A 21,769-nucleotide genomic window follows, 5' to 3' on the forward strand; every position below is an offset into this window, starting at 1 on the left:
CCTCCCTCAGGAGAACAGACGCCGCAGCAGACAGACCGTGAGCAGCTTGAGCGCGAACGGCAGGTCGTGCAGAAGATAGCGGCGGGCCAGCCTGCCGGGCTCGTTGACCAGCCGGAAGAGCCATTCGAGCCCGGAGCGCCGCATCCACGCAGGCGCCCTGCGGGCCGTACCCGCCGCGAACGAGATCGCCGCGCCGCAGCCGATGAACCAGGTCGCGGGCATGTCCTGGCGGAGCCTCGCGATGAGCCGGTCCTGCTTGGGGAAGCCCAGGCCGACGAACACCACCCGGGGCGCGGCGGCCAGCATGGCGTCCTTGACCTCCGCGTAGCCCTCCTCGGTCGTCTCGAACCCGTGCGGCGGGGCGTCGGCCCCCACCACGCGCAGCCGGGGATGGCGTCCGCGCAACCGGGACGCCGCCTGCGCGGCCGCGCCCTGCGGGCCGCCGAGCAGGTAGACCGGATAGCCGTAGAAGGCCGCCGCGTCCGAAAGGGACCAGATCAGGTCGGCGCCGGTGACCCTGCCGGGGACGGGTGTGCCGAGCAGGTCGGCCGCCCACACCAGCGGCATGCCGTCGGCGACCGCCAGATCGGCCTTCTCGACCAGCTCGCGCGCCTCGGGGTCGCGGGCGACGGCCCAGCCGATGTCCACGTTGGGGGTCACCAGGTGGCCGCCCTCACCGCGTTTCAGCGAGGCGACCACATGCTCGACGACCTCGCCCTCGGTCATCGGGTCGAGGACGAGACCGGCGACCCGCACCCTGCGACGTTTACGGGCCTCCTCGTCCCTCCCCCCGTCCTGGCTCTTGTCCCGGCGCCGCCTGCCGTGAGCCGGGCCCGGGGTCTGCCTGGCCGTACCGGTCGCCATCAGATGCCGTGCCCGCGGTGGTGCAACGCGCCCAGCACCGTGTGGGCGGAGACCAGACCGGCCGCGACGGCCAGCGCGATGGGCGTGCGTGGTTCGCCGCGCCGTACGGTGAACGCCCGCAACGCCCAGCGTCCGGCCTCCCTGCGCCTGCCGAGGGCCGCGTTGTGGAAGGCGATCTGACCGTAGACCCGTGCCGCGCCGCGCGGGTCCACGGCCAGATCCGGGTGCCGGGCGAGCATCCACTCAAGCCCGGCGATGCGGTCCGCCCATCTGGTCGCATACTGCGAGGCGCCCCAGCGGACTCGCACCAGCGGACGGTCCACATGCACGATGGGACGGCGCGCGGCGGCGCGCAGCGCCAGGTCCCAGTCTTCGTTCTGACCGTTCGGCGCGCTCTCGTCGACCAGGAACGCTCCACGCCGGAACAGGAACGTCGAGGAGTGCACCATCGCCATCCGTGAGCGCAACAGGTGGGCCCGGGTGATGGAGGAGGTGCCCGCCAGGCGCCGGACGCTGCGGGAGCCGTACTCGATCTCGATGGCGCAGCTGGCGAACTCCGCGCCGGGCCGCGCCGCGAGCGCGCCCATCTGGGCGGCGAGTTTGCCCGGTGCCCACTCGTCGTCGTCGTCGCAGAAGGCGACCAGGTCGGTGTCGAGCGCCTCGATGCCCGTGTTTCGCGCCCCGGGAAGACCGGGGAGACGCCGGTTGGCCACGACCCGGACACTCCGCGAGGTCGTTCCCGCCCCCCGGGCGAGGAAGTCGGCCAGCTGGTCGGTGACCCCGGTGGTGTCCGTGCCGTCGACGACGACGACCACCTCGACCGATCCGGAGCACACCTGGCCGAGGGCGGCGCGCGTCGCGGCGCGCAGGTGCTCCGGCCTGTGACCTCTCGTGGGGATGACCACTCCCACCGACGGACTCACACAAGCCTCCCGCGATAGCCGTACTTGATCATCAGTGGCCAGGTCAGTGCGGTGACCAGGCTCCGGTGCAGGACGGGGGCCGCGGTGCGCCAGGCATCGTCGGGGACCAGCCCGATGGGGCCGACCGCGAAGCGCATCGGGTTCCCCGCGACCGTGTGCGCCCTGGAGAGCAGGGCCTTCTCACCGGTCAGGAAGTCAAGGCCGACGGGCAGGCCGATCCTGGCGGCCAGGTGCCCGAGCGTTTCCGCCGGGGCCCGGACGAGGTCCTCGTAGCGGACCCTGGTGACCGGCACGCCGCCACGGGCCAGCAGTTCGATGCCGAGGTTCTGCGCCAGCCAGTGCACCGAGGTGCGGCCGGGCGACCAGCGGGTCATCGGGGAGCCGCTCTCCGGGCGGATGACCCGCCTGTGCCAGGAGTGGGCGACCGCCCGGGGGTCGCGCACGACGTGCACGACGTGCACGTCGACCCCGGAGGCGGCCAGGCAGAAGGCCAGGGAGGCGTGCTTGCTCGAATCGACGACGACCGGGCAGCCCGCGACCTCACTCGCCGCGTCATAGAGACGGCGATGGGCGGCGACGTACTCGCCCAGTGCGGCGGGCCTCCGCGACGACCGGCCGCCGGCCAGGAGCCGGGCCAGGGCGGGGATGCGCCGGGTGCGGTCGACCCGCAGGCCGAGTGTGACGACCCTTTCAGCGAGGTCCTCCGACCAGCCGCCGAAGGCGCGGGCGCCGACCTCGCGCCAGAAGGGGCAGGTGCCGAACGGCCTCGCGCACCCGCAGTCCTCGTTCGCGAGCACGCCCCGCGTCCAGAGGTGGGCCACCTCGCCGAGCGGCGCGATGCCGGGGACCTCACCGAGCAGCCGTTCGAGCAGTGTGGTGCCGCTGCGGCCGAGACCACCCAGGAAGACGACCCTGGCGGGAGACGGACTGTCAGACACGGGCACGAATCCTCACCGGATGGATACGGAACGTGCCGAGACTAGCGCGGAGAGTCACATTCGGGTTGGGGAACGGTCAAACGATCTACCGACCCCCACGCGGCGCGGCTTCGCGACCCGCCGGGACGGCTCGGCCGAGTGAACGCGAAGGTCCCCTCCCCCACCCGCGTACGGCGGGCGGTGAAGGGGACCGGAGGCAGGGCGTTATCGGGCCTCGACGATCATCCCGGCGCCGACGGTGTTGTTGGTCGTCTCGTCCACGAGGATGAAGCCGCCGGTGAGGCGGTTCCTGGCGTAGTCGTCGACGAACAGCGGCTGGGTGACGCGCAGCGAGACCCGTCCGATCTCGTTCAGGCCGAGGGCCTCGGCCGACTCGTCGCGGTGCAGGGTGTTGACGTCGAGCCGGTAGTGCAGGTCGCGGACCAGCGCGCGGGCCGTACGGGTGGTCTGCTTGATGGTCAGCTTGGCGCGCGGGCCCAGCTTGCTGGCGTCGGTCATCCAGCAGACCATCGCCTCAAGCTCCTGGGCGGCCTGCGGCTGGTTGTTCGGGCGGCAGATCATGTCGCCCCGGGAGATGTCGATGTCGTCCTCAAGGCGGAGGGTCACCGACATCGGCGGGAAGGCCTCGTCCACGGGGCCGTCGAAGGTGTCGATCGAGGCGATGCGCGTGGTCAGCCCGGAGGGCAGGTGCATGACCTCGTCGCCCGGCTTGAGGACGCCGCCCGCGACCTGGCCCGCGTAACCCCGGTAGTCGTGGAAGGCCGGGTCGGTCGCCCGCTGCGGCCTGATCACGTACTGCACGGGGAAGCGCACGTCCACCAGGTTGCGGTCGGAGGCGATGTGCAGGTGCTCAAGGTGGTGCAGCAGCGAGGAGCCGTTGTACCAGGGCATGTTCTCCGAGCGGGAGACCACGTTGTCGCCGTGCAGCGCCGAGATCGGGATGAACGTCAGGTCCGGGGCGTTCAGCTTGGCGGCGAAGGCGGTGAACTCCTCGCGGATCTCCTCGAACCGCTCCTGGGAGTAGTCGACCAGGTCCATCTTGTTGACCGCGAGCACCAGGTGCGGCACCCGCAGCAGCGTGGTCAGGAAGGCGTGCCGCCGCGACTGCTCGACCACGCCCTTGCGCGCGTCGATCAGGATGATCGCCAGGTCCGCGGTCGAGGCGCCGGTGACCATGTTCCGGGTGTACTGGATGTGGCCCGGGGTGTCGGCGATGATGAACTTGCGCTTGGGCGTGGCGAAGTAGCGGTAGGCCACGTCGATCGTGATGCCCTGCTCCCGCTCGGCCCGCAGGCCGTCGGTGAGCAGCGACAGGTCGGTGTACTCGGTGCCGCGGTCGCGGGAGGTGCGCTCGACGGCCTCAAGCTGGTCCTCGAAGATCGCCTTCGAGTCGAAGAGCAGGCGGCCGATGAGGGTCGACTTCCCGTCGTCGACGCTTCCCGCGGTGGCAAAGCGAAGAATGTCCATCAGAGCTGCTCTCCAGAGATCGTACGGCTGGCACGGGAAGGCCGCGCGGCGCGCGGGCCGAGGGGGCGGGGCCGCTCCCGGGAGGGAGCGGGCCGGTGCAGCGGGACCTCGCGCACTAGAAGTACCCCTCCCGCTTGCGGTCCTCCATCGCCGCCTCGGAGGCCCGGTCGTCGGCGCGGGTCGCGCCGCGCTCGGTGAGCCGGGTCACCGCGATCTCCTCGATGATCTCCTCGACCGTGGTGGCGGTCGACTGGACGGCGCCGGTGCAGGTCACGTCGCCGACCGTGCGGTAGCGGACCGTCATCTCGACGAGCGGCTCGTCCTCGTCGCGGGGGATGAACTCCGTGTCGGACAGCAGCATGCCGTCGCGCTCGAACACCTTGCGCCGGTGGGCGTAGTAGATCGACGGGATCTCGATACCCTCACGCCGGATGTAGTCCCAGACGTCGAGCTCGGTCCAGTTGGACAGCGGGAACACCCGGATGTGCTCGCCCTTGCGGATTCGCCCGTTGTAGAGGTTCCACAGCTCGGGCCGCTGGTTCTTCGGGTCCCACTGACCGAAGTCGTCACGGAAGGAGAAGACCCTCTCCTTGGCGCGTGCCTTCTCCTCGTCGCGGCGGGCGCCGCCGAACACGGCGTCGTACTCGTTGTCCTCGATCGCGTCGAGCAGGGTCGTGGTCTGCAGCCGGTTGCGGGAGGCCCTGCGGCCCGTCTGCTCGGTGACGCGCCCGGCGTCGATGGAGTCCTGCACGCTCGCCACGACCAGGCGGGCGCCCAGCTCGGCGGCCCTGCGGTCGCGGAACTCGATGACCTCGGGGAAGTTGTGCCCGGTGTCGACGTGCATCAGCGGGAAGGGGATCGGCGCCGGCCAGAAGGCCTTCTCCGCGAGACGGAGCATGACGATCGAGTCTTTACCACCGGAGAAGAGCAGACAGGGACGCTCGAACTCGGCCGCCACCTCACGCATGATGTGAATGGCCTCTGCCTCAAGGACATCGAGCTGCGACGTGGTGTAGTCGCACTGAAGCATCTGACTCTCCTAGCGGGGATTATCGGTGGAGATCCCGGATTCCGGCGAGCAAGGTCGGCGCCAGTCCCGGTAGGGAAACAAGGATATCCGGCAGCGACGGGTCGCCCTGGTTGTAGGTCAGGGGTGAGCCGTCGATCCGGCTGGCGTGGGCTCCCGAGGCGAGGGCGACGGCGACCGGGGCCGCGGAGTCCCACTCGTACTGGCCGCCCGCGTGCACGTAGGCCTCGACCCTCCCGGTGAGGACCGCGGAGATCTTGGCGCCCGCCGACCCGATCGGCACCAGGTCGGCCCCCGTACGGCGGGCCAGTTCGACGACGAACTCGGGGGGCCTGCTCCTGCTGACCGCGATCTTCGGCCTGGTGCCGGCCGTGAGCTGCGGGAGGACGGGGGGTTCCAGAGTGGACAGCGTCGTGCCGGCGGCGGGCAGCGCCACCGCCCCCGCGCGCAGTGCGCCGTTCTCCCACAGCGCCACGTGCACCGCCCAGTCGTCGCGGCCCTCCTCGGCGAACTCGCGGGTTCCGTCGAGCGGATCGACGATCCACACCCGCTCCGCCGTCAGGCGCCGGGGGTCGAGGCGCTCGTCCTGAGTCGCCTCCTCGGATAGCACACTGTCACCTGGACGTGAGGTCGCCAGGGCCTCCATCAGGAGGCGGTGCGCGGAGGAGTCGCCCTCGGCGCGCAGCGCGGCCGGGTCGTCGAAGCCCCTCTTGTCGCGCAGGGCGAGCAGCAGTTCGCCCGCCTGAGTCGCCAGGTCCGCGGCGAGAACGTGGTCGTCGCGAATCGTCATCAGTATGCTCCAGCCCCTCGCGCGACAGCCGACCAGGTCTTCCACAGGATCTGCAGGTCCAGCGTGAGGGACCAGTTCTCCACATAACGTAGGTCCAACCGTACAGATTCCTCCCAAGATAGGTCAGACCGCCCACTGACTTGCCACAGGCCGGTCATGCCCGGCTTTACCAGCAGCCGCCGCCGGACGTCGTCGCCGTACCGGGCGACCTCCTCGGGCAGCGGGGGTCTCGGGCCGACCAGCGACATCTGACCGAGCAGCACGTTGACAAGCTGCGGCAACTCGTCCAGGGAGTGACGCCGCAGCCGGGCGCCCACCGGGGTGATGCGCGGGTCGTTGCGGATCTTGAAGAGCACGCCCTGGCCGTCTCCGGTCAGGGTGATCCGGCGCCGCTCCGCGTCGGTGGTCATGGTGCGGAACTTGTAGATCGTGAACTCGGCGCCGTCCCTGCCGACCCGCCGCTGCCGGAAGAACACCGGCCCCGGCCCCGAGGCCCGTACGGCCAGCGGCAGCACGGCGAACAGCGGCAGCAGCACGACGAGCAGCACCCCGGCGCCGACCCGGTCGAAGAGGTTCTTGACCAGTTGCCGCGGGCCGGTGAGCTCGGGGTGCTCCACGTGCAGCAGCGGCAGGCCCGCGGCGGGGCGGATGGTGATCCGCGGCCCGGTGACCTCCATGAGCGCCGGGGCGACGACCAGGTCGGTCTCGGTGCGTTCAAGGCGCCAGGCCAGACGCCGCAGCGCCACCCCGTCCATCTCGGGACAGGCCAGGACCGCGACCGTGTCGGCCGACACCTGCGGCACGGCGATCGGGACGTCCGACAGGCCGCCGAGCACGGCGACCCCCTCCACGTCCCCCATCCCGTCGTACGGCACGCAGACCCCGACGACCTCCATGCCGTGGTAGCGCTCCCTGCGGAAGCGGCGGACGAGGTCGGCGACCGCGGCGCGGTGACCGACCGCGACGACCCGGCGCATGCAGGCCCCCTGGGCCCGCCTGCGGTGCAGACGGCGGCGCAGGCCGTACCTGGCGAGGATGGTCAGCAGCGTCGCCAGCGGCAGGGCGAGCACGACGTATCCCCTGGCCACGTCGGTCTTCGTCACGTACGCGCCGATGGCGAGGGCCGCGGTGAGGGTGAACCCGCACTGGAAGATCCGCTGGAACTCCTCGGCCCCCAGCCCGATCAGGCGAGGCTCGTAGGCACGGTTGATCCTGATCGCGCAGACCCAGACGACCGGAAGCGTGAGGCTCAGCAACACGTACGGGGTCACGTATGGGGTGACCTCGCCGAACCGGACGAACAGCGCGAGCGTCCCGGCCAGGGAGGCTGAGCCGAGATCGGCCACCGCGGCTCGCACCCGGTAACGGCGGACCCAGTCCGGCAGACTCGGACGGACCGCCCATGCGGCCCTCGGCCTCGCCCGGTCGACGATTACGTCACGCACACACTCCCCCTGCGTAACCATGCACCAACGGACAGTGACCGAATGTTAGCGTCAGGAACGGGAGGTACGAGGTTCGAAGGCCGAAACGCGCGCCGTTCGTACGAACGGCTAGAAGTCGATCACCGGGGCGGGCCCGAGATGTTCAGGTCGGTCGCGTGGAAGGCGTTCTGAGTGGGTTCGAGCCCCGCCTTCATCAGCGACTCGACCACGTCCGCCGCCTTGTCCACCAGGAACGGCAGGTCCTTGCGCTCGGCGGTCGCGAAGTCGCGCAGGACGAAGGAGGCGGCGTCCATCCGGCCGGGCGGGCGGCCGATCCCGAAACGGACCCGCAGGTAGTCACGCGTCGCGAGGGACTTGGTGATCGACTTCAGCCCGTTGTGGCCGTTGTCGCCGCCGCCGAGCTTGGCCCTGAGCGCTCCGTAGGGGATGTCCAGCTCGTCGTGGACCACGATCACCCGGGCCGGTTCGACCTTGTAGAAGTCGGCCAGGGCCTTCACCGGGCCACCGGAGAGGTTCATGAACGACAACGGCTTGGCCAGCACCGCGGAAAGGCCGGCGACCCGCCCCTCAAGCACCTCGGCCCGTGACCTGTGGGCCTTGAAGCGCCCCCCGGCCCGCGCGGCGAGCTCGTCGAGCACCATGAAGCCCGCGTTGTGCCGGTTCCCCGCGTACTCGGGACCGGGGTTCCCCAGACCAACGACCAGCCAGCGGTCCACGGTCGGCATCCCTTCTCGCATGCGCGTCAGGTCTCGCACGCGCGTCAGGGCAGCCCGGTCCCGGACTGCCCTGACAGGGGACGACGCGACGACCGCGCACCCCCGGCGTGCTCGGTTTCCCCGCCGCCGTACGGCGGAGCGGGGAAACGGGCCGGGCCGGCGCCCGTACGGCGCGCGGCCCGGTGTACCGGTCTTACCCGGTGTCCTACTCGGCGGCCTCGGCGGCCTGCTCGCCCTCGGCGGCCTCGGCGGCCTCACCCTCGGCGGCCTCGGGCTCCGGCTCGGCGGTCGGGGCGGCGGTGACGTGCAGGACCAGCGTCTCGGGGTCGGCGACCAGCGTCGTGCCCTTGGGCAGCTTCAGGTCGCCCGCGGTGATCTGGGCGCCGATCTCCAGGCCCTCGACGTCGACCTCGACACCCGTCGGGATGTGCGTGGCCTCGGCCTCGACGGAGACGGAGACGAGCTGCTGGTCGAGGATGCCGTCGGCGACCTCACCGGTCGTGGTGACCGGGATTTCGACGGTGACCTTCTCGCCGCGCTTGACCAGCAGGAGGTCGACGTGCTCAAGGAAGCCCTTGAGCGGGTCACGCTGGACGCCCTTGGGCAGCGCCAGCTCGGAGACCGCACCCTGGAGGCGGATCAGGACGTTCGGGGTGCGCAGCGCGAGCAGCAGCTCGTGGCCCGGCAGGGACAGGTGCTGGGGCTCGGTACCGTGACCGTAGAGGACGACGGGCACCTTGTGCTCGCGACGGATCTTGCGGGCGGCGCCCTTGCCGAAGTCGTTGCGGGACTCGGCGGTGATGACTACCTCGGACACGGTGGATCTCCTAGGGATCTTCGTCGGTGGAAAAGGACGCGCTCTCCCTCACCCGCCCTAGCGGAAGGCGTTACGAGCGCTGCGTCTCTTTGCCGGGCCGGTGCCCGGCGGCTCGGATGCCTTTCGAGCCGATGTCTTCGCCCGTCGTGCGGTCTCGGACATCTGCGGCATCCTCGCGGCGAACCCCATCAGCTTAGTGGGTTCCGCGGGGAGGTACGGCCCGGGACGCCGGGCCGTACCTCAGGGAGGGTCAGCTGTCGCCCTCGAAGAGGCTGGTCACCGAGCCGTCGCTGAACACCTCGGTGATCGCGCGGGCGATCAGCGGGGCGATCGACAGCACGGTGAGCTTGTCGAAGCGCTTGTCCTCGGCGAGCGGGAGCGTGTTGGTGACGATCACCTCGGAGACCCTGGAGTTCTTCAGCCGGTCGACCGCCGGGTCGGAGAAGACCGCGTGGGTGGCGGCGACGAGCACGTTGGTCGCGCCCTGCTCGTAGAGCGCGTCGGCCGCCTTGCAGATCGTCCCCGCGGTGTCGATCATGTCGTCGATCAGCACACAGGTACGGCCCCGCACCTTGCCGACGACCTCGTTGACCGTCACCTGGTTGGCCACGTCGAGGTCGCGGCGCTTGTGGATGAAGGCCAGGGGGGTGCCGAGCGTGTCGGCCCACCGTTCGGACAGGCGCACCCGGCCCGTGTCGGGCGAGACGATGGTCGTCGTCTCCAGGTCGAGCTTGTCCCTGAGGTAGTTGACCAGCACGGGCATGGCGAACAGGTGGTCGACCGGGCCGTCGAAGAACCCCTGGATCTGGGAGGTGTGCAGGTCGATCGACATCAGCCGGTCGGCCCCGGCCGTCTTGAACATGTCGGCCATCAGGCGGGCGGTGATGGGCTCGCGGCCCCTGCCCTTCTTGTCCTGCCGGGCGTAACCGAAGAACGGCATGATCACGGTGATCCGCTTGGCGGAGGCGCGCTTGAGCGCGTCCACCATGATCAACTGCTCCATGATCCACTTGTTGATGGGCCCCGTGTGACTCTGCATCACGAAGGCGTCGCACCCCCGGACCGACTCAAGGTACCGGGCGTAGATCTCCCCGTTGGCGAAGTCCCGCAGGGCCGTCGGCGTCGTCCTGACACCGAGGTGGCTGGCCACCTCCTCGGCCAGTTCCGGGTAGGCGCGTCCGGAGAAGAACATCAGGTTCTTCTGGCCGGTCTGCTTCATACCGCTGCTCGTACCGCTGGTCATGCCGTCCTCCCGCCGTGACGGCCCGCCGTTGCATTAGCGACGCCGCCGCGCCTGATGGCCCGCTTGCTTCGCTCGCTCACGTCTTGCTCCCCTGCTGGTTTTCGGCCTCGGCTGCCCGCAGTGCCGCCTCCGCCGACCTGGTGCCCGCGCGCCTGCGCGCGACCCACCCTTCAATGTTGCGCTGCCGCCCGCGGGCCACCCCTATCGCCCCGGGAGGGACGTCGCCGGCGATGACCGAGCCCGCGGCAGTGTAGGCGCCGTCGCCGATGTTCACCGGCGCGACGAGCATGGTGTCGCACCCGACGAAGGCGTGCTCGCCGACCGTCGTCTGGTGCTTGTCGACCCCGTCGTAGTTGACGAAGATCGTCGAGGCGCCGATGTTGGCCCCCGCCCCGATGACCGCGTCTCCCGCGTAGGTCAGGTGCGGCACCTTCGCGCCCTCGCCCACCTTCGCGTTCTTCATCTCGACGTAGGTGCCCGCCTTGGCCTTCCTGGCGAGCACGGTGCCGGGGCGCAGGTAGGCGTAGGGGCCGACGAGGGCCTCGGGGCCGATCTCCGCCTCGACGCAGACCGCGTTGCGCACGACCGCTCGCTCACCGACGAGCGTGTCGGTCAGCGTCGTGGCCGGGCCGACCTCCGCGCCCTCCGCGATCGCCGTACGGCCGTGCAGCTGGGTTCCGGGGTGGAGGACCACGTCGGGCTCCATGGTCACCTCGACGTCGACCCAGGTGCTGGCGGGGTCGATCACGGTGACCCCGGCGCGCATGTGGGCTTCGAGCAGCCGGGTGTTGAGCACCTTGCGGGCGAAGGCGAGCTGCACCCGGTCGTTGACGCCCTCGACCTCGACGTGGTCGGCGGCCACGTGTGCGCCGACCCGGTGGCCGTCCTCCCTCAGGATGGACAGCACGTCGGTGAGGTACTCCTCGCCCTGGGCGTTGGTGGTCGAGACGCGCTTGACCGCGTCGGCGAGCAGGGTCCCGTCGAAGGCGTAGACGCCGGAGTTCATCTCCCTGATCGCCCGCTGCTCCGCGGTCGCGTCCTTCTCCTCGACGATCTGCAGGACCGCCCCCGTGGTGTCTCGCACGATGCGGCCGTAGCCGTACGGGTCGGGGACCTCGGCGGTCAAGACGGTGACGGCGTTGCCGTCGGCCTCGTGCCGCTCCAGCAGGGCGGCGAGGGTCTCGGTGCGCAGCAGCGGGGTGTCACCGTAGGTCACCAGGACGGTTCCCTCGATCGCACCGACCGTTTCGAGCACGACTCTGACCGCGTGGCCGGTTCCCCGCTGGTCCTCCTGGATCACGGGCAGCGCGTCGGGACCGGTTCTCGACAGGTGTTCCCGGACCCGGTCTCTCTCATGACCGATGACAACAATGAGCCGCCCGGGTTCGAGGCCTCGGGCGGCTGCGAGCATGTGGTCGACCAGGGTGCGGCCGCACAGCTCGTGCAGGATCTTGGGTGTTTTCGATTTCATCCGGGTGCCCTCGCCTGCGGCGAGGACGATGACGGCGGCCGGGCGCGGCACACTCACGGACGAGGCTCCCTCGGCGTCGCAGCTGAGACATGACAAAGCGGGATGAGATGCGATTACCGCCTGGAAACCGCCCCGTCACCCACTCGACAACGCGAGGATACCTTCCCGTCCACCAACCCACCCAGCCGACCAGCCGGGTTGCCAAACCAGACAGAACGAACAGCTCCGGCACCAGGACTCGAACCTGGACAACAAGGACCAAAACCTTGCGGGCTGCCAATTACCCAATGCCGGATCAGCCCGGCGACTCGGATCACATCCGATCGCCCGACTCCCCTACGATACCGACCCCTTGCTATCAAACGCGCCTCGTTTGGAGACCTCATCTGATACAGGGCGTGCCGGTCGCCGGAACGGCACCGGACAGGCGCAGGCCAAGTGCCGTCTAGCAGACGACCGGGTGGCGCGCAAGTCGTTAAACCCCTAGACGACGTTCCCCCAAGAGTCACCTTCCCCACATTAAGCACTTAGGGATTCCTAACTTACGATGGCGTAGGTTACGGTTGCGTAGCCCGACAAACATCCACCTCCTCCCAGCTTCCGTGAGGTAGTGCTTGACTTCCTCTCCTCCCTGAAGGGAGGGGATTCCAACCCTCACGGGTTGGCCTTCCTGTTTCACCGCCGGTCGCCCGCCCGAGAGGACTCTCGTTGAGGTCTCACACCAGCTCCGCAGGCGTTTTACCTCTCCGCCAGCCCGGCGGCGAGGACGTTCCTCGCGGCGTTGACATCCCGGTCGTGGACCGCCCCGCAGGCGCACACCCACTCCCGGACGGTCAACGGCATCCCGCTCTGCAGGGTCCCGCACGCCGAGCACAGCTTGGAGGAGGGGAACCAGCGGTCCACCACCACCAGCGTGCGCCCGTACCAGGCCGCCTTGTACTCCAGCATGGAGCGCATCCGACGCCAGGAGGCATCCGAGACGGCACGGGCCAGCGAACGGTTTTTGACCATGTTGCGCACGGTCAGGTCCTCCACGGCGATCACTTGGTTCTCGCGAACAAGCCGTGTGGTGACCTTGTGCAGGTGGTCACGTCTGCGGTCGGCGATCCGGGCGTACACCCGGGCGACCCGCAGACGGGCCTTGGCCCGGTTGTTCGACCCCTTCTCCGTACGGGCCAAAGCTCTTTGGGCCTTGGCCAGGCGGTGCCGATCCCGGCGTTCGTGCCGGGGATTGACGATCTTCTCGCCGGTCGAGAGCGTCGCCAGCGCGGTGATGCCCGCGTCCACACCCACCGACCGCTCGACCGGAGCCAACGGTGTGATCGTCTCCTCGACCAGCAGGGACACGAACCACCGGCCCGCCGCGTCCCTGCTCACGGTCACGGTGGACGGCTCGGCCCCCTCCGGGAGGGGGCGCGACCACACGATGTTCAGCGGTGCGTCCATCTTCGCCAGCGTCAACCGGCCGTCCCGGAACCGAAACGCCGAGCGGGTGTATTCGGCCGACGCACGGGACTTCCTGCGGGACTTGAACGTAGGGTACTTGGCGCGTTTGGCGAAGAAGTTCGCGAACGCCGCCTGAAGATGACGCAACGCCTGCTGGAGCGGGACGGACGACACCTCGAACAGGAAATCGACGTCGCCCGAGCGTTTCCACGCCGTCAGCGCGGCCGAGGACTCCACGTAGGAGACGCGACGACCCTCCAGCGTGTAGGCGCGGGTGCGTTCTTCCAGGGCTTTGTTGTAGACGAAGCGGACGCAGCCGAACGTCCGGACAAGCTCGCAGGCCTGCTCGGGGGTCGGACGGAAGCGGTACTTGTAGGCCCGCTTCACGATCTGCGCCACACCTCACATGATACAGCACAATCAGCTAAGAATCGCATGTCTGTTCGATACAGCGGCGCCGCACCGCGTTTCCTCCCCGCCCTGAAGGACGGGGTATCCACGCTCAAGGAGCTCCGATGACCGTCATCGAAGAACGCCCCGCGCCCGGCCCGAAGCCGGAGGCGGACCCAGAGCCGAAGACCACGATCGAACTCGTCACGTTCGGCGTGGTCGTGGCCGCGCCTCTGCTCGCCTTGCTCGCCGCCGTTCCCTTCGCGTGGGGATGGGGGCTCGGCTGGACCGACGTCGCGATCTTCTTCGTGTTCTACGCGGTTTCCGGGCTGGGTGTGACCGTTGGCCTGCACCGCCACTTCACTCACGGTTCCTTCAAGGCCAAGCGCCCGATGAAGATCGCGCTGGGCATCGCGGGCAGCCTCTCGCTGGAGATGTCGGTGCTCGACTGGGTGGCCACCCACCGCAAGCACCACAAGTTCTCCGACAAGGAGGGCGACCCGCACTCGCCGTGGCGCTTCGGCAGCGGCTTCCTGTCGCTGACCAAGGGACTGCTCTGGGCGCACGCGGGCTGGCTGTTCGAGACCGACCGGGTCAACCGGGAGAAGTACGCCCCCGACCTGCTCAAGGACCCCGACATTGTCAAGCTGCACAAGTTCTTCCCGGTGATGGCGATCTCCTCGATGGTGCTCCCCCCGCTGCTCGGCGGCCTGCTGACCTGGTCGTGGTGGGGCATGCTCACCGCCTTCTTCTGGGGCACGCTGGTCAGGATCGGACTGCTGCACCACGTGACCTGGTCGATCAACTCCATCTGCCACGTCTTCGGCGAGGAGGTCTTCGAGTCGCGTGACAAGTCGCGCAACGTGTGGTGGCTGGCCATCCCGTCGTTCGGCGAGTCCTGGCACAACCTGCACCACTCCGACCCGACGTGCGCCAGGCACGGCGCGCTCAAGGGACAGATCGACCTCAGCGCCGGGGTCATCCGCTGGTTCGAGAAGGCGGGCTGGGTTCACGACGTCCGCTGGCCGACGCCGGAACGACTGGCGGCCAAGCGCATATCCGCCTGAATCATGACACCGCGCCGCACCTCCGGTGTCCCCCCTAACACCTTGGACAACACGCCCGCGCCCCCCTCAAGAAGGGGGCGACGGCCCCCGGTCCGGCGAAATACGGTTCCCGTTTCGCAACCTGGGAGCGCCATCATTGGAAACGTGAGCGAACCCCGACGACGCATGTCAGGCAAGGAACGCCGGGAGCAGCTGATCCAGATCAGCCGGACCCTGTTCGCTGAGAAGGGGTTCGACGGCACATCGGTCGAAGAGATCGCGGCGACCGCCAACGTCTCGAAGCCCGTGGTCTACGAGCACTTCGGCGGCAAGGAGGGCGTCTACGCGGTCGTGGTCGACCGTGAGATGCAGAAGTTGCTCGGCCTGGTGACGGAGGCCCTCTCCGCCTCACACGCGCTGATCAAGCTGGAGCGGGCCGCGCTGGCGCTGCTGGCCTACGTCGAGGAGAACAGCGAGGGCTTCCGCATCCTGGTCCGCGACTCACACGCGGCCTCGGGGACGGGCACGTTCGCCAGCCTGATCAACGACATCGCCAGCCAGGTCGAGGACGTGATGGTCGACCAGTTCGCCGAGCGCGGCTACGACCCGAAGCTGGCGCCCATGTACGCCCAGATGCTGGTCGGCATGGTCGCGCTGACCGGCCAGTGGTGGCTCGACGTCCGCAGGCCCGCCCGCGAGGAGGTGGCCGCGCACCTGGTCAACCTGGCCTGGAACGGCCTCACCGGTCTGTCCCCGACCCCCCGTCTGACCTCCTTCTCCCACGGCCTGGAACCCCGCGGCCCCGAGGCTCACGGCGTCGTGGCCCCGGCGCCGACCGAGAAGGAGCTTCGCGAGCGGGAGAAGGCGCGCGAACGCGAACTGAAGGAGCAGGAGAAGGCCCGCGAGCGCGAGCGGCGCGAGGCCGACAAGCTCGCCCGTGACCTGGAGAAGATCAGGCAGCGGGAGCTGAAGGAGCAGGAGAAGGCCCGTGAGCGCGAGCAGAAGGAGCGCGAACGGCTGCTCAGGGAGCAGGAGAAACTCCGCGAGCGGGAGCTGAGGGAGCAGGAGAAGCTCCGTGCCAGAGGGGCGAGGACACCCGCGGGAGGGTCGGCGACGGCCTCCGGAGATGGGGAAAACCTGGAAACAAGCGAGTAACCAACAGCAGCCGTTGATCCCAAATTAACGTTCCGTTCAATCAAAGCGGGCATTCTGGTCATATGTCCGCCGATCCCGCGCACCCCACCCCCGAAGGACTTCCTCTCCCCCAGGAACGCTTCCTCAACCGCGAGGAGAGCTGGTTGCAGTTCAACCAGCGGGTTCTTGAACTGGCCGAGGACACGTCCCTGCCCCTGCTTGAGCGGGTACGGTTCCTGGCGATCTTCGCCAGCAACCTGGACGAGTTCTTCCGGGTACGGGTCGCGGGCCTCAAGCGGCGGATGGCCACCGGCCTGCTGCTTCGCACCAAGAGCGGGCTCAAGCCCCGCGAGGAACTGGCCAGGATCGCCGCGATCGCCGACGAGCTCGCGCAGCGGCACTCGGCCTGTTTCCACGAGCAACTGCGCCCGCAGCTCGCCTCCGAGGGCATCGAGATCGTGCGCTGGGACGACCTCGGCCGGGACGAGCGCACCGAGATGCGCAAGCTGTTCCGGGAGCGGATCCGGCCGGTTCTGACCCCGCTGGCCGTCGACCCCGCCCATCCTTTTCCCTATATTTCCGGACTCTCGCTCAACCTTGCCGTGACCGTCCGAAACCCGGCGACCGGCAACACCGTGTTCGCCAGGGTGAAGGTGCCCAGCAGGCTCCCCCGGTTCGTCGCGGCCTCCAAGGACCGCTTCGTCCCCCTCGAAGACGTCATCGCCGCCCACCTGGGACAGCTCTTCAAGGGCATGGAGGTCGTCGAGCACCACGTCTTCAGGGTGACCCGCAACGAGGACCTGGACGTGGACGAGGACGTCACGGAGAACCTCATGCAGGCCCTGGAGCGGGAGCTGCTCAAGCGCCGCTTCGGCCCTCCGGTGCGCCTGGAAGTCGAGGACACCATCACCCCCGAGGTTCTCGACCTGCTGGTCGACGAGCTGGGGGTGGCCCAGCACGAGATCTACCGGGTGCCCGGTCCGCTCGACCTGACCGGGCTGCACGCGATCTCCGACCTGGAGCGGGGCGAGCTGAGCTTCCGCCCCTTCGTGCCCGCCGAGGTGGTCCACGTCGAGGACGACATCTTCGCCGTCCTGCGCGAACGGGACGTGCTGCTGCACCACCCCTACGACTCCTTCTCCACCAGCGTGCAGCGCTTCATCGAGCAGGCCGCCGCCGACCCGAACGTGCTGGCCATCAAGCAGACGCTCTACCGGACCAGCGGTGACTCGCCGATCGTGGACGCGCTGATCGACGCGGCCGAGGCGGGCAAGCAGGTCGTCGTGGTCGTGGAGATCAAGGCGAGGTTCGACGAGCACGCCAACATCACCTGGGCGCGCAAACTGGAACGGGCCGGATGCCACGTGGTCTACGGGGTCGTCGGCCTGAAGACCCACTGCAAGCTCGCCCTCGTCGTACGGCAGGAGCCCTCCGGCGAGCTGCGCAGCTACTGCCACATCGGCACGGGCAACTACAACCCCAAGACCGCCAGGCAGTACGAGGACCTGGGTCTGCTGACCGCGGACCCGCTGGTCGGCGAGGACGTCACCGACCTGTTCATCCACCTGACCGGCTACTCCAACCACTCGGCCTACCGGCGGCTGCTGGTCGCCCCGCACTCGCTGCGCGGGGGTCTGGTCGCCAGGATCGAGCGGGAGATCTCCCACCAGGAGGCGGGCCGCCCGGCCAGCATCAGGATGAAGACCAACTCCCTGGTCGACGAGCTGGTCATCGACGCCCTCTACCGCGCCTCTCAGGCGGGTGTCCCGGTCGACCTGTGGGTGCGCGGGGTGTGCACGTTGCGTCCCGGCGTTCCCGGGCTCTCCGAGAACATCCGGGTCAGGAGCGTGCTCGGCCGCTTCCTCGAACACTCCAGGATCTACGAGTTCGGCCACGGGCGCAGGCCGGAGATCTGGATCGGCAGCGCCGACCTCATGCGGCGCAACCTGGAGCGCCGCGTCGAGGCGCTGGTCAAGGTCACCAGCCAGCAGCAGCGGATGTACCTCAGCTCACTGCTCGACCGGGCCATGTCGGAGGAGACCTCGACCTGGTGGCTCAACGCGGACGGCAGCTGGGCCCAGCACCCCGGTGACGACCTGCAGAACCATCTGATCAGCACCCGGCGGTGGAGGACGATAGATGACTGAACTGGACGTCCACCCGACCGACATGATCCGCGCCGCGGGGGCGGTGGTGTGGCGGGGGCAGGAGACGGCCCCCGAGGTCGCACTCGTCCACCGTCCCAAGTACGACGACTGGACCTTCCCCAAGGGCAAGTTGAAGCCGGGTGAGCACGTCATCGCCGGAGCCCTGCGCGAGGTGGCCGAGGAGACCGGGATCACCGCGCTGCTCGGCCGGGCGTTGCCGCCGATCCACTACCTGAAGGGCAAGCGGCTCAAGCGCGTCGACTACTGGGTGGCCAGGGCCGCCACCAGCGAGCCGTACACCGACGTCGAGGAGGTCGACGAGGTCGTCTGGCTCTCGCTGAAGGAGGCCAGGCGGCGGCTGACCTACGAGTGGGACGCGGGCCTGCTGCGCGCCCTCACCGCGGTCCCGCTCGCGACCACCCCCCTCGTCCTGGTACGGCATGGCATGGCCGGTTCGCGCCAGGATTGGGAGGGTGACGACGACGAACGTCCCCTGGACGAGGTGGGAAGGCTCCAGGCCGAGGTCCTCACCGACGCCCTGGCGGCCTACCGCCCCGTCGAACTGATCAGCTCGACGAGCAGCCGGTGCGTGCAGACGCTTGAGCCGTACGCCGAGAGCGCCGGGCTTGAGATCCGTCAGGAGCGGCTGCTGTCCGAGACCTACCACGACCCGAGGGCCGCGCTGCGGCTGGTGTCGAAGGTGCTGGACTCGGAGCGTTCGACGGTGCTGTGCAGCCACGGCAAGGTGCTTCCCGAGCTGATCGCCGGGATCACCGACCGGCCCGGGGACGTGCAGTTACGCAAGGGCGCCTTCATGGTGCTGCACCACGCCGGCGGCAGGGTCGTCGGCGTGGACCGCTACATCACCTGAAAGCCGACAGAAGCTCCTCCACGGCCTTGGAGGTCTCGGCCCAGACCGCCGGGAACTCCTCCCACGCCCGTGCCGCTCCGGCCCGCTCAAGGCCGGTCAGCACGCCGTAGGTGAAGGTGTCCTCCCCCGCGAGCCTGGCGTTGGCCGCCTCGGCCGCGAGCCGTTCCTGGGCGACGACGCCGTCCTGGTGGGTGCCGAGCACCTCCTGTACGGCCTCTGCGTGCTTGGCCAGCTTGCCCAGGCCGAGCACCTCGGCGGTGTAGCGGGCCCGCTTGGCCGTCTTGCGCACCTCGTGCATGGCCTCCTCGCGCTCCGGGCCCTCGACGGCCTGGGCCGCCGCGTACGCCTTGGTGACCCGGTTCCAGCCCTTGGCCGCGACGGCTTCGAGGGAGTCGGCGGGCCGCTTGGCGGCCTTGGTGAGCGTGGGCGTGGCGACCAGGTCGTCCAGCGCGTCGAGCAGTGCGAAGTAACGCTCCCCGCCGAGCACCTCCCTGATCCGGTCGTAGGCCTCGTGCTCGGCGTCGAGCAGGTCGGAGCTGAGGCGGGTCCCGACCGGGCCCACGACCAGCTCCTGGTCGAGGGTCGCGAGGCTGCGGGCGAAACGCTCCCTGATGACCTCCAGGTCACGGGCCTCGCCGAGGACCCCGGCCAGCCACTTCAGCTCCTCCTGGAGGGTCTCGGTCCCCTCGACGACCGACGTGAATGACTTCAGCGCGCTGCGCAGCCTCCGGGAGGCGACGCGCATCTGGTGGACGGCGTCCTCCTCGGCGCGCCGTACCCGGGGGTCCTGGGCCAGGAGAGCGGCCACCTGGGCGCCGAGATATCCCATGACGACCTCGCCCGCCGAACCGGACTTGGTCTCGGCGAGCCGTACCGTGGGGACGGGGGCGGCGGAGTTGAGCAGGCGGGCCAGCTTGCTCGACGAGTCGGCGGGCGAGGCTCCCGCCTTCGTCAGCCGCTTGCCGACCTTGGCGAGCAGTTTGACGTCGCCCTCGATCAGTTCGGCCTCGACCTCACGCCAGCGTTCGAGGTGCGGCTGCTCACCCAGCACGGTGCCCTTGACCCGGTCGTCGGCGATCTCGACGAGCCGAACCCCGGCCCCGTTCACCAGGTGGGTCACCGAACGGCGGGTGTCGAGCTCGGCGACGGGGGTCAGGGGCGCGCCCCTGGTGTAGGCGAGCACGAGGTCGGCCAGCTCCCTGGGCACGATCTTGGCGCTGCGGGTCAGCGGGTGGACGATCTCCTGCCGGACGCCCTTCGCCTTGGGGAGCTTCAGGTGCCAGCCCGGGTCGGTGCCGCCCCGGCGCCGCCGCAGGGTGATGCCCCGGGCCGCGAGCCGCAGGTCAGGGGTGTCGAAGTAGAGCGCGACGAGCTGGTGGGTCTTGGGACCGACGACCCCCGAGCAGCCCGGCAGACCGGTCAGTTCGGGCAGCTCGTAGTCCACCGGCACGTCGAACTTGTCTTCTATTTCTATAGCCACAGGCCGTCCCCTGATGTGCCCAGATATCTCTCTCAGTCCCTGCAGTATTTATTGACGTCCCACCATTCGTCCACAACTCCGGACGATCGACCTGCAATTACCCATCGGGTACAGACCCCACCCTGTCCGGACAACGCCTTTCGTTAATGGTTTGTTCATTTTTCGGTCATCTTTTGGGCCACCACGAAAATCCGCCGGAAGGGGAACAGGGTGCCGTGGGGACCACGGGGGTAGGCCCGCACGAGCACGTCGGAGCAGTCGTGCAGGAAGTCGTCCGCCTCCTCGGGGGACAGCCGGTCGAGCATGGGGCGCAGGAAACTGCCGGTGATCCATCCGAGCACGGTCTCCTCGCCGGTGAGAACGTGCAGGTAGGTGGTCTCCCAGGCGTCGACCCGGCAGCCCGCCCCGGCCAGCAGGTCGTGATACTCGGCGGGCTCACCGACCGGATCCGGCCTGACCAGGTCGGCGAGCCGATCACGCCACGTCGTACGGCACAGCTCGTGCACCAGCGCGTGGCTGGGCGCGCCGAAGTTGCCGGGGACCTGGAAGGCGAGCCAGCCCCCCGGCGCGAGCGCCTCCACCCAGCGCGGCAGCAGGTCACGGTGGCCGGGAACCCACTGCAGGACGGCGTTCGACACGATCACGTCGACCGGTTCGCGGGGACGCCACCGGGTGACGTCCTCGACGGAGAAGCTCAGCCCACCCGTCGCCGGGACCCCGGAGGGGGCCCCGGCGAGCATCGCGGGCGAGGAGTCGAACCCGTGCACCTCGGCCTCGGGCCAGCGTTCGGCCAGCGTGGCGGTCAACTCGCCGGTGCCACATCCCGCGTCCACCACCCGGCGCGGGCTCCGCGCCGCTATCCTCGCGACCAGGTCGAAGAAGGGCCGCGACCGCTCGTCGGCGTACCGGCCGTAGACCCGTGGGTTCCATATATCTCTTGACATCAAGACAACTCATAACGGGTTATTTATCTCGATGTCAAGACAGATAGACTCACCACATGACCGTGCACCGCTCCGGCCGCGACCTCGACCGGCCCCGCGACGAGGTGGACCGGCTGGTCACCGCCTGGCGCCAGGAACGCCCCGACCTCGACGTCGAGCCCCTCCAGGTGCTGAGCCGGGTCTCCCGGCTGGCCCGGCACCTGGACCGCGCCCGCCGGGCGGCCTTCGCCGAACACGGCCTGGAGAACTGGGAGTTCGACGTCCTCACCGCGCTGCGCCGGGCGGGCGAGCCGTACGAGCTGAGCCCCGGCGCGCTGCTCAGGGCCACCCTGGTCACCTCGGGAACCATGACGAACCGGATCGACAGGCTCGCCGCCGCCGGTCTGGTACGGCGCCGCCCCGACCCCGAGGACAGGAGAGGGGTGCTGGTCTCCCTGACCGACGCCGGACGGGTCCGGGTCGACAACGCCTTCGCCGACCTGCTCCGCCGCGAACGCGACTTACTGGCAGGCCTCGGAAAGCATGAACAGCAGGCCCTCGCGGGCCTGCTGCGCACGCTACTCGTCCCTTTTGACGCGACCGACACCGGAGCGCACTGACCCCACTGCCC

19 protein-coding genes and 1 tRNA gene are annotated in these 21,769 nt (G+C 69.4%); 5 read left to right on the forward strand and 15 right to left on the reverse strand.

Features of this window, described 5'->3' with window-relative positions; genetic code table 11:
• Positions 1-6 precede the first annotated feature (6 nt).
• From ABZ463_RS16620 to ABZ463_RS16680, 13 genes are all read right to left on the reverse strand, one after another.
• A complete protein-coding gene (locus ABZ463_RS16620; protein ID WP_362776801.1) occupies positions 7-864 on the reverse strand; it encodes a WecB/TagA/CpsF family glycosyltransferase in 858 nt (285 codons plus the stop codon).
• Positions 864-1,787 (reverse strand): glycosyltransferase family 2 protein, encoded by a 924-nt coding sequence (locus ABZ463_RS16625; RefSeq protein WP_362776804.1) that lies wholly within the window; start codon positions 1,785-1,787, stop codon positions 864-866. The genes ABZ463_RS16620 and ABZ463_RS16625 overlap by 1 nt, the downstream gene beginning before the upstream one ends.
• A complete protein-coding gene (locus ABZ463_RS16630) occupies positions 1,784-2,725 on the reverse strand; it encodes a sulfotransferase (RefSeq protein WP_362776807.1) in 942 nt (313 codons plus the stop codon). The genes ABZ463_RS16625 and ABZ463_RS16630 overlap by 4 nt, the downstream gene beginning before the upstream one ends.
• A 204-nt stretch (positions 2,726-2,929) precedes the next feature.
• Positions 2,930-4,192 (reverse strand): sulfate adenylyltransferase subunit CysN, encoded by a 1,263-nt coding sequence (gene cysN / locus ABZ463_RS16635; protein WP_352013911.1) that lies wholly within the window; start codon positions 4,190-4,192, stop codon positions 2,930-2,932.
• Between the two features lie 115 nt (positions 4,193-4,307).
• Complete coding sequence (gene cysD / locus ABZ463_RS16640; protein WP_352013912.1) at positions 4,308-5,222, reverse strand: sulfate adenylyltransferase subunit CysD; 915 nt, start codon at positions 5,220-5,222, stop codon at positions 4,308-4,310.
• Between the two features lie 19 nt (positions 5,223-5,241).
• A complete protein-coding gene (locus ABZ463_RS16645; RefSeq protein ID WP_362776811.1) occupies positions 5,242-6,009 on the reverse strand; it encodes a 3'(2'),5'-bisphosphate nucleotidase CysQ in 768 nt (255 codons plus the stop codon).
• Positions 6,009-7,475 (reverse strand): sugar transferase, encoded by a 1,467-nt coding sequence (locus ABZ463_RS16650; RefSeq protein WP_362776813.1) that lies wholly within the window; start codon positions 7,473-7,475, stop codon positions 6,009-6,011. The genes ABZ463_RS16645 and ABZ463_RS16650 overlap by 1 nt, the downstream gene beginning before the upstream one ends.
• A gap of 98 nt (positions 7,476-7,573) precedes the next feature.
• Positions 7,574-8,179: an aminoacyl-tRNA hydrolase gene (gene pth, locus ABZ463_RS16655; RefSeq protein WP_352013940.1), complete on the reverse strand. Its 606-nt coding sequence runs from the start codon at positions 8,177-8,179 to the stop codon at positions 7,574-7,576.
• 196 nt (positions 8,180-8,375) lie between these two features.
• Positions 8,376-8,987 (reverse strand): 50S ribosomal protein L25/general stress protein Ctc, encoded by a 612-nt coding sequence (locus ABZ463_RS16660; RefSeq protein WP_352013915.1) that lies wholly within the window; start codon positions 8,985-8,987, stop codon positions 8,376-8,378.
• A gap of 250 nt (positions 8,988-9,237) precedes the next feature.
• Complete coding sequence (locus ABZ463_RS16665) at positions 9,238-10,230, reverse strand: ribose-phosphate diphosphokinase (protein ID WP_352013916.1); 993 nt, start codon at positions 10,228-10,230, stop codon at positions 9,238-9,240.
• A 76-nt stretch (positions 10,231-10,306) separates the two neighbouring features.
• Complete coding sequence (gene glmU / locus ABZ463_RS16670) at positions 10,307-11,758, reverse strand: bifunctional UDP-N-acetylglucosamine diphosphorylase/glucosamine-1-phosphate N-acetyltransferase GlmU (protein ID WP_352013917.1); 1,452 nt, start codon at positions 11,756-11,758, stop codon at positions 10,307-10,309.
• 166 nt (positions 11,759-11,924) lie between these two features.
• Positions 11,925-11,996: transfer RNA gene (locus tag ABZ463_RS16675), tRNA-Gln, on the reverse strand.
• 443 nt (positions 11,997-12,439) lie between these two features.
• Positions 12,440-13,546 carry an RNA-guided endonuclease TnpB family protein gene (locus tag ABZ463_RS16680; protein WP_362776816.1) on the reverse strand — a complete coding sequence of 369 codons (1,107 nt, stop codon included), beginning with the start codon at positions 13,544-13,546 and terminating at the stop codon, positions 12,440-12,442.
• Positions 13,547-13,662: 116 nt separating this feature from the next.
• Between ABZ463_RS16680 and ABZ463_RS16685 the strand changes: the two genes are divergently transcribed.
• The 4 genes from ABZ463_RS16685 (at position 13,663) to ABZ463_RS16700 (ending at position 18,735) form a co-directional block, all read left to right on the forward strand.
• The gene (locus tag ABZ463_RS16685) at positions 13,663-14,604 is read left to right on the forward strand and encodes an acyl-CoA desaturase (RefSeq protein ID WP_362776818.1); all 942 of its coding nucleotides are present in this window, start codon (positions 13,663-13,665) and stop codon (positions 14,602-14,604) included.
• Between the two features lie 144 nt (positions 14,605-14,748).
• Positions 14,749-15,738 carry a TetR/AcrR family transcriptional regulator gene (locus ABZ463_RS16690; protein WP_362776820.1) on the forward strand — a complete coding sequence of 330 codons (990 nt, stop codon included), beginning with the start codon at positions 14,749-14,751 and terminating at the stop codon, positions 15,736-15,738.
• Positions 15,739-15,800: 62 nt separating this feature from the next.
• A complete protein-coding gene (locus tag ABZ463_RS16695) occupies positions 15,801-17,864 on the forward strand; it encodes an RNA degradosome polyphosphate kinase (protein ID WP_352013920.1) in 2,064 nt (687 codons plus the stop codon).
• Complete coding sequence (locus ABZ463_RS16700; RefSeq protein WP_352013921.1) at positions 17,857-18,735, forward strand: NUDIX hydrolase; 879 nt, start codon at positions 17,857-17,859, stop codon at positions 18,733-18,735. The genes ABZ463_RS16695 and ABZ463_RS16700 overlap by 8 nt, the downstream gene beginning before the upstream one ends.
• On the opposite strand, the gene ABZ463_RS16705 is transcribed toward ABZ463_RS16700, so the two are convergent.
• Together ABZ463_RS16705 and ABZ463_RS16710 are read right to left on the reverse strand one after the other, a co-directional pair.
• Positions 18,728-20,215, reverse strand: coding sequence for a CYTH and CHAD domain-containing protein (locus ABZ463_RS16705; RefSeq protein ID WP_362776824.1), 1,488 nt, complete (start codon positions 20,213-20,215; stop codon positions 18,728-18,730). The genes ABZ463_RS16700 and ABZ463_RS16705 overlap by 8 nt on opposite strands.
• 155 nt (positions 20,216-20,370) lie before the next feature.
• Positions 20,371-21,159, reverse strand: coding sequence for a trans-aconitate 2-methyltransferase (locus ABZ463_RS16710; protein ID WP_362776826.1), 789 nt, complete (start codon positions 21,157-21,159; stop codon positions 20,371-20,373).
• Positions 21,160-21,215: 56 nt separating this feature from the next.
• Between ABZ463_RS16710 and ABZ463_RS16715 the strand changes: the two genes are divergently transcribed.
• Positions 21,216-21,758, forward strand: a complete 543-nt coding sequence (locus ABZ463_RS16715) for a MarR family winged helix-turn-helix transcriptional regulator (protein WP_352013924.1) — start codon at positions 21,216-21,218, stop codon at positions 21,756-21,758.
• Positions 21,759-21,769: the final 11 nt, after the last annotated feature.

The organism is Streptosporangium sp. NPDC020145 (assembly GCF_040631275.1).
Taxonomy (GTDB): Bacteria; Actinomycetota; Actinomycetes; order Streptosporangiales; family Streptosporangiaceae; genus Streptosporangium.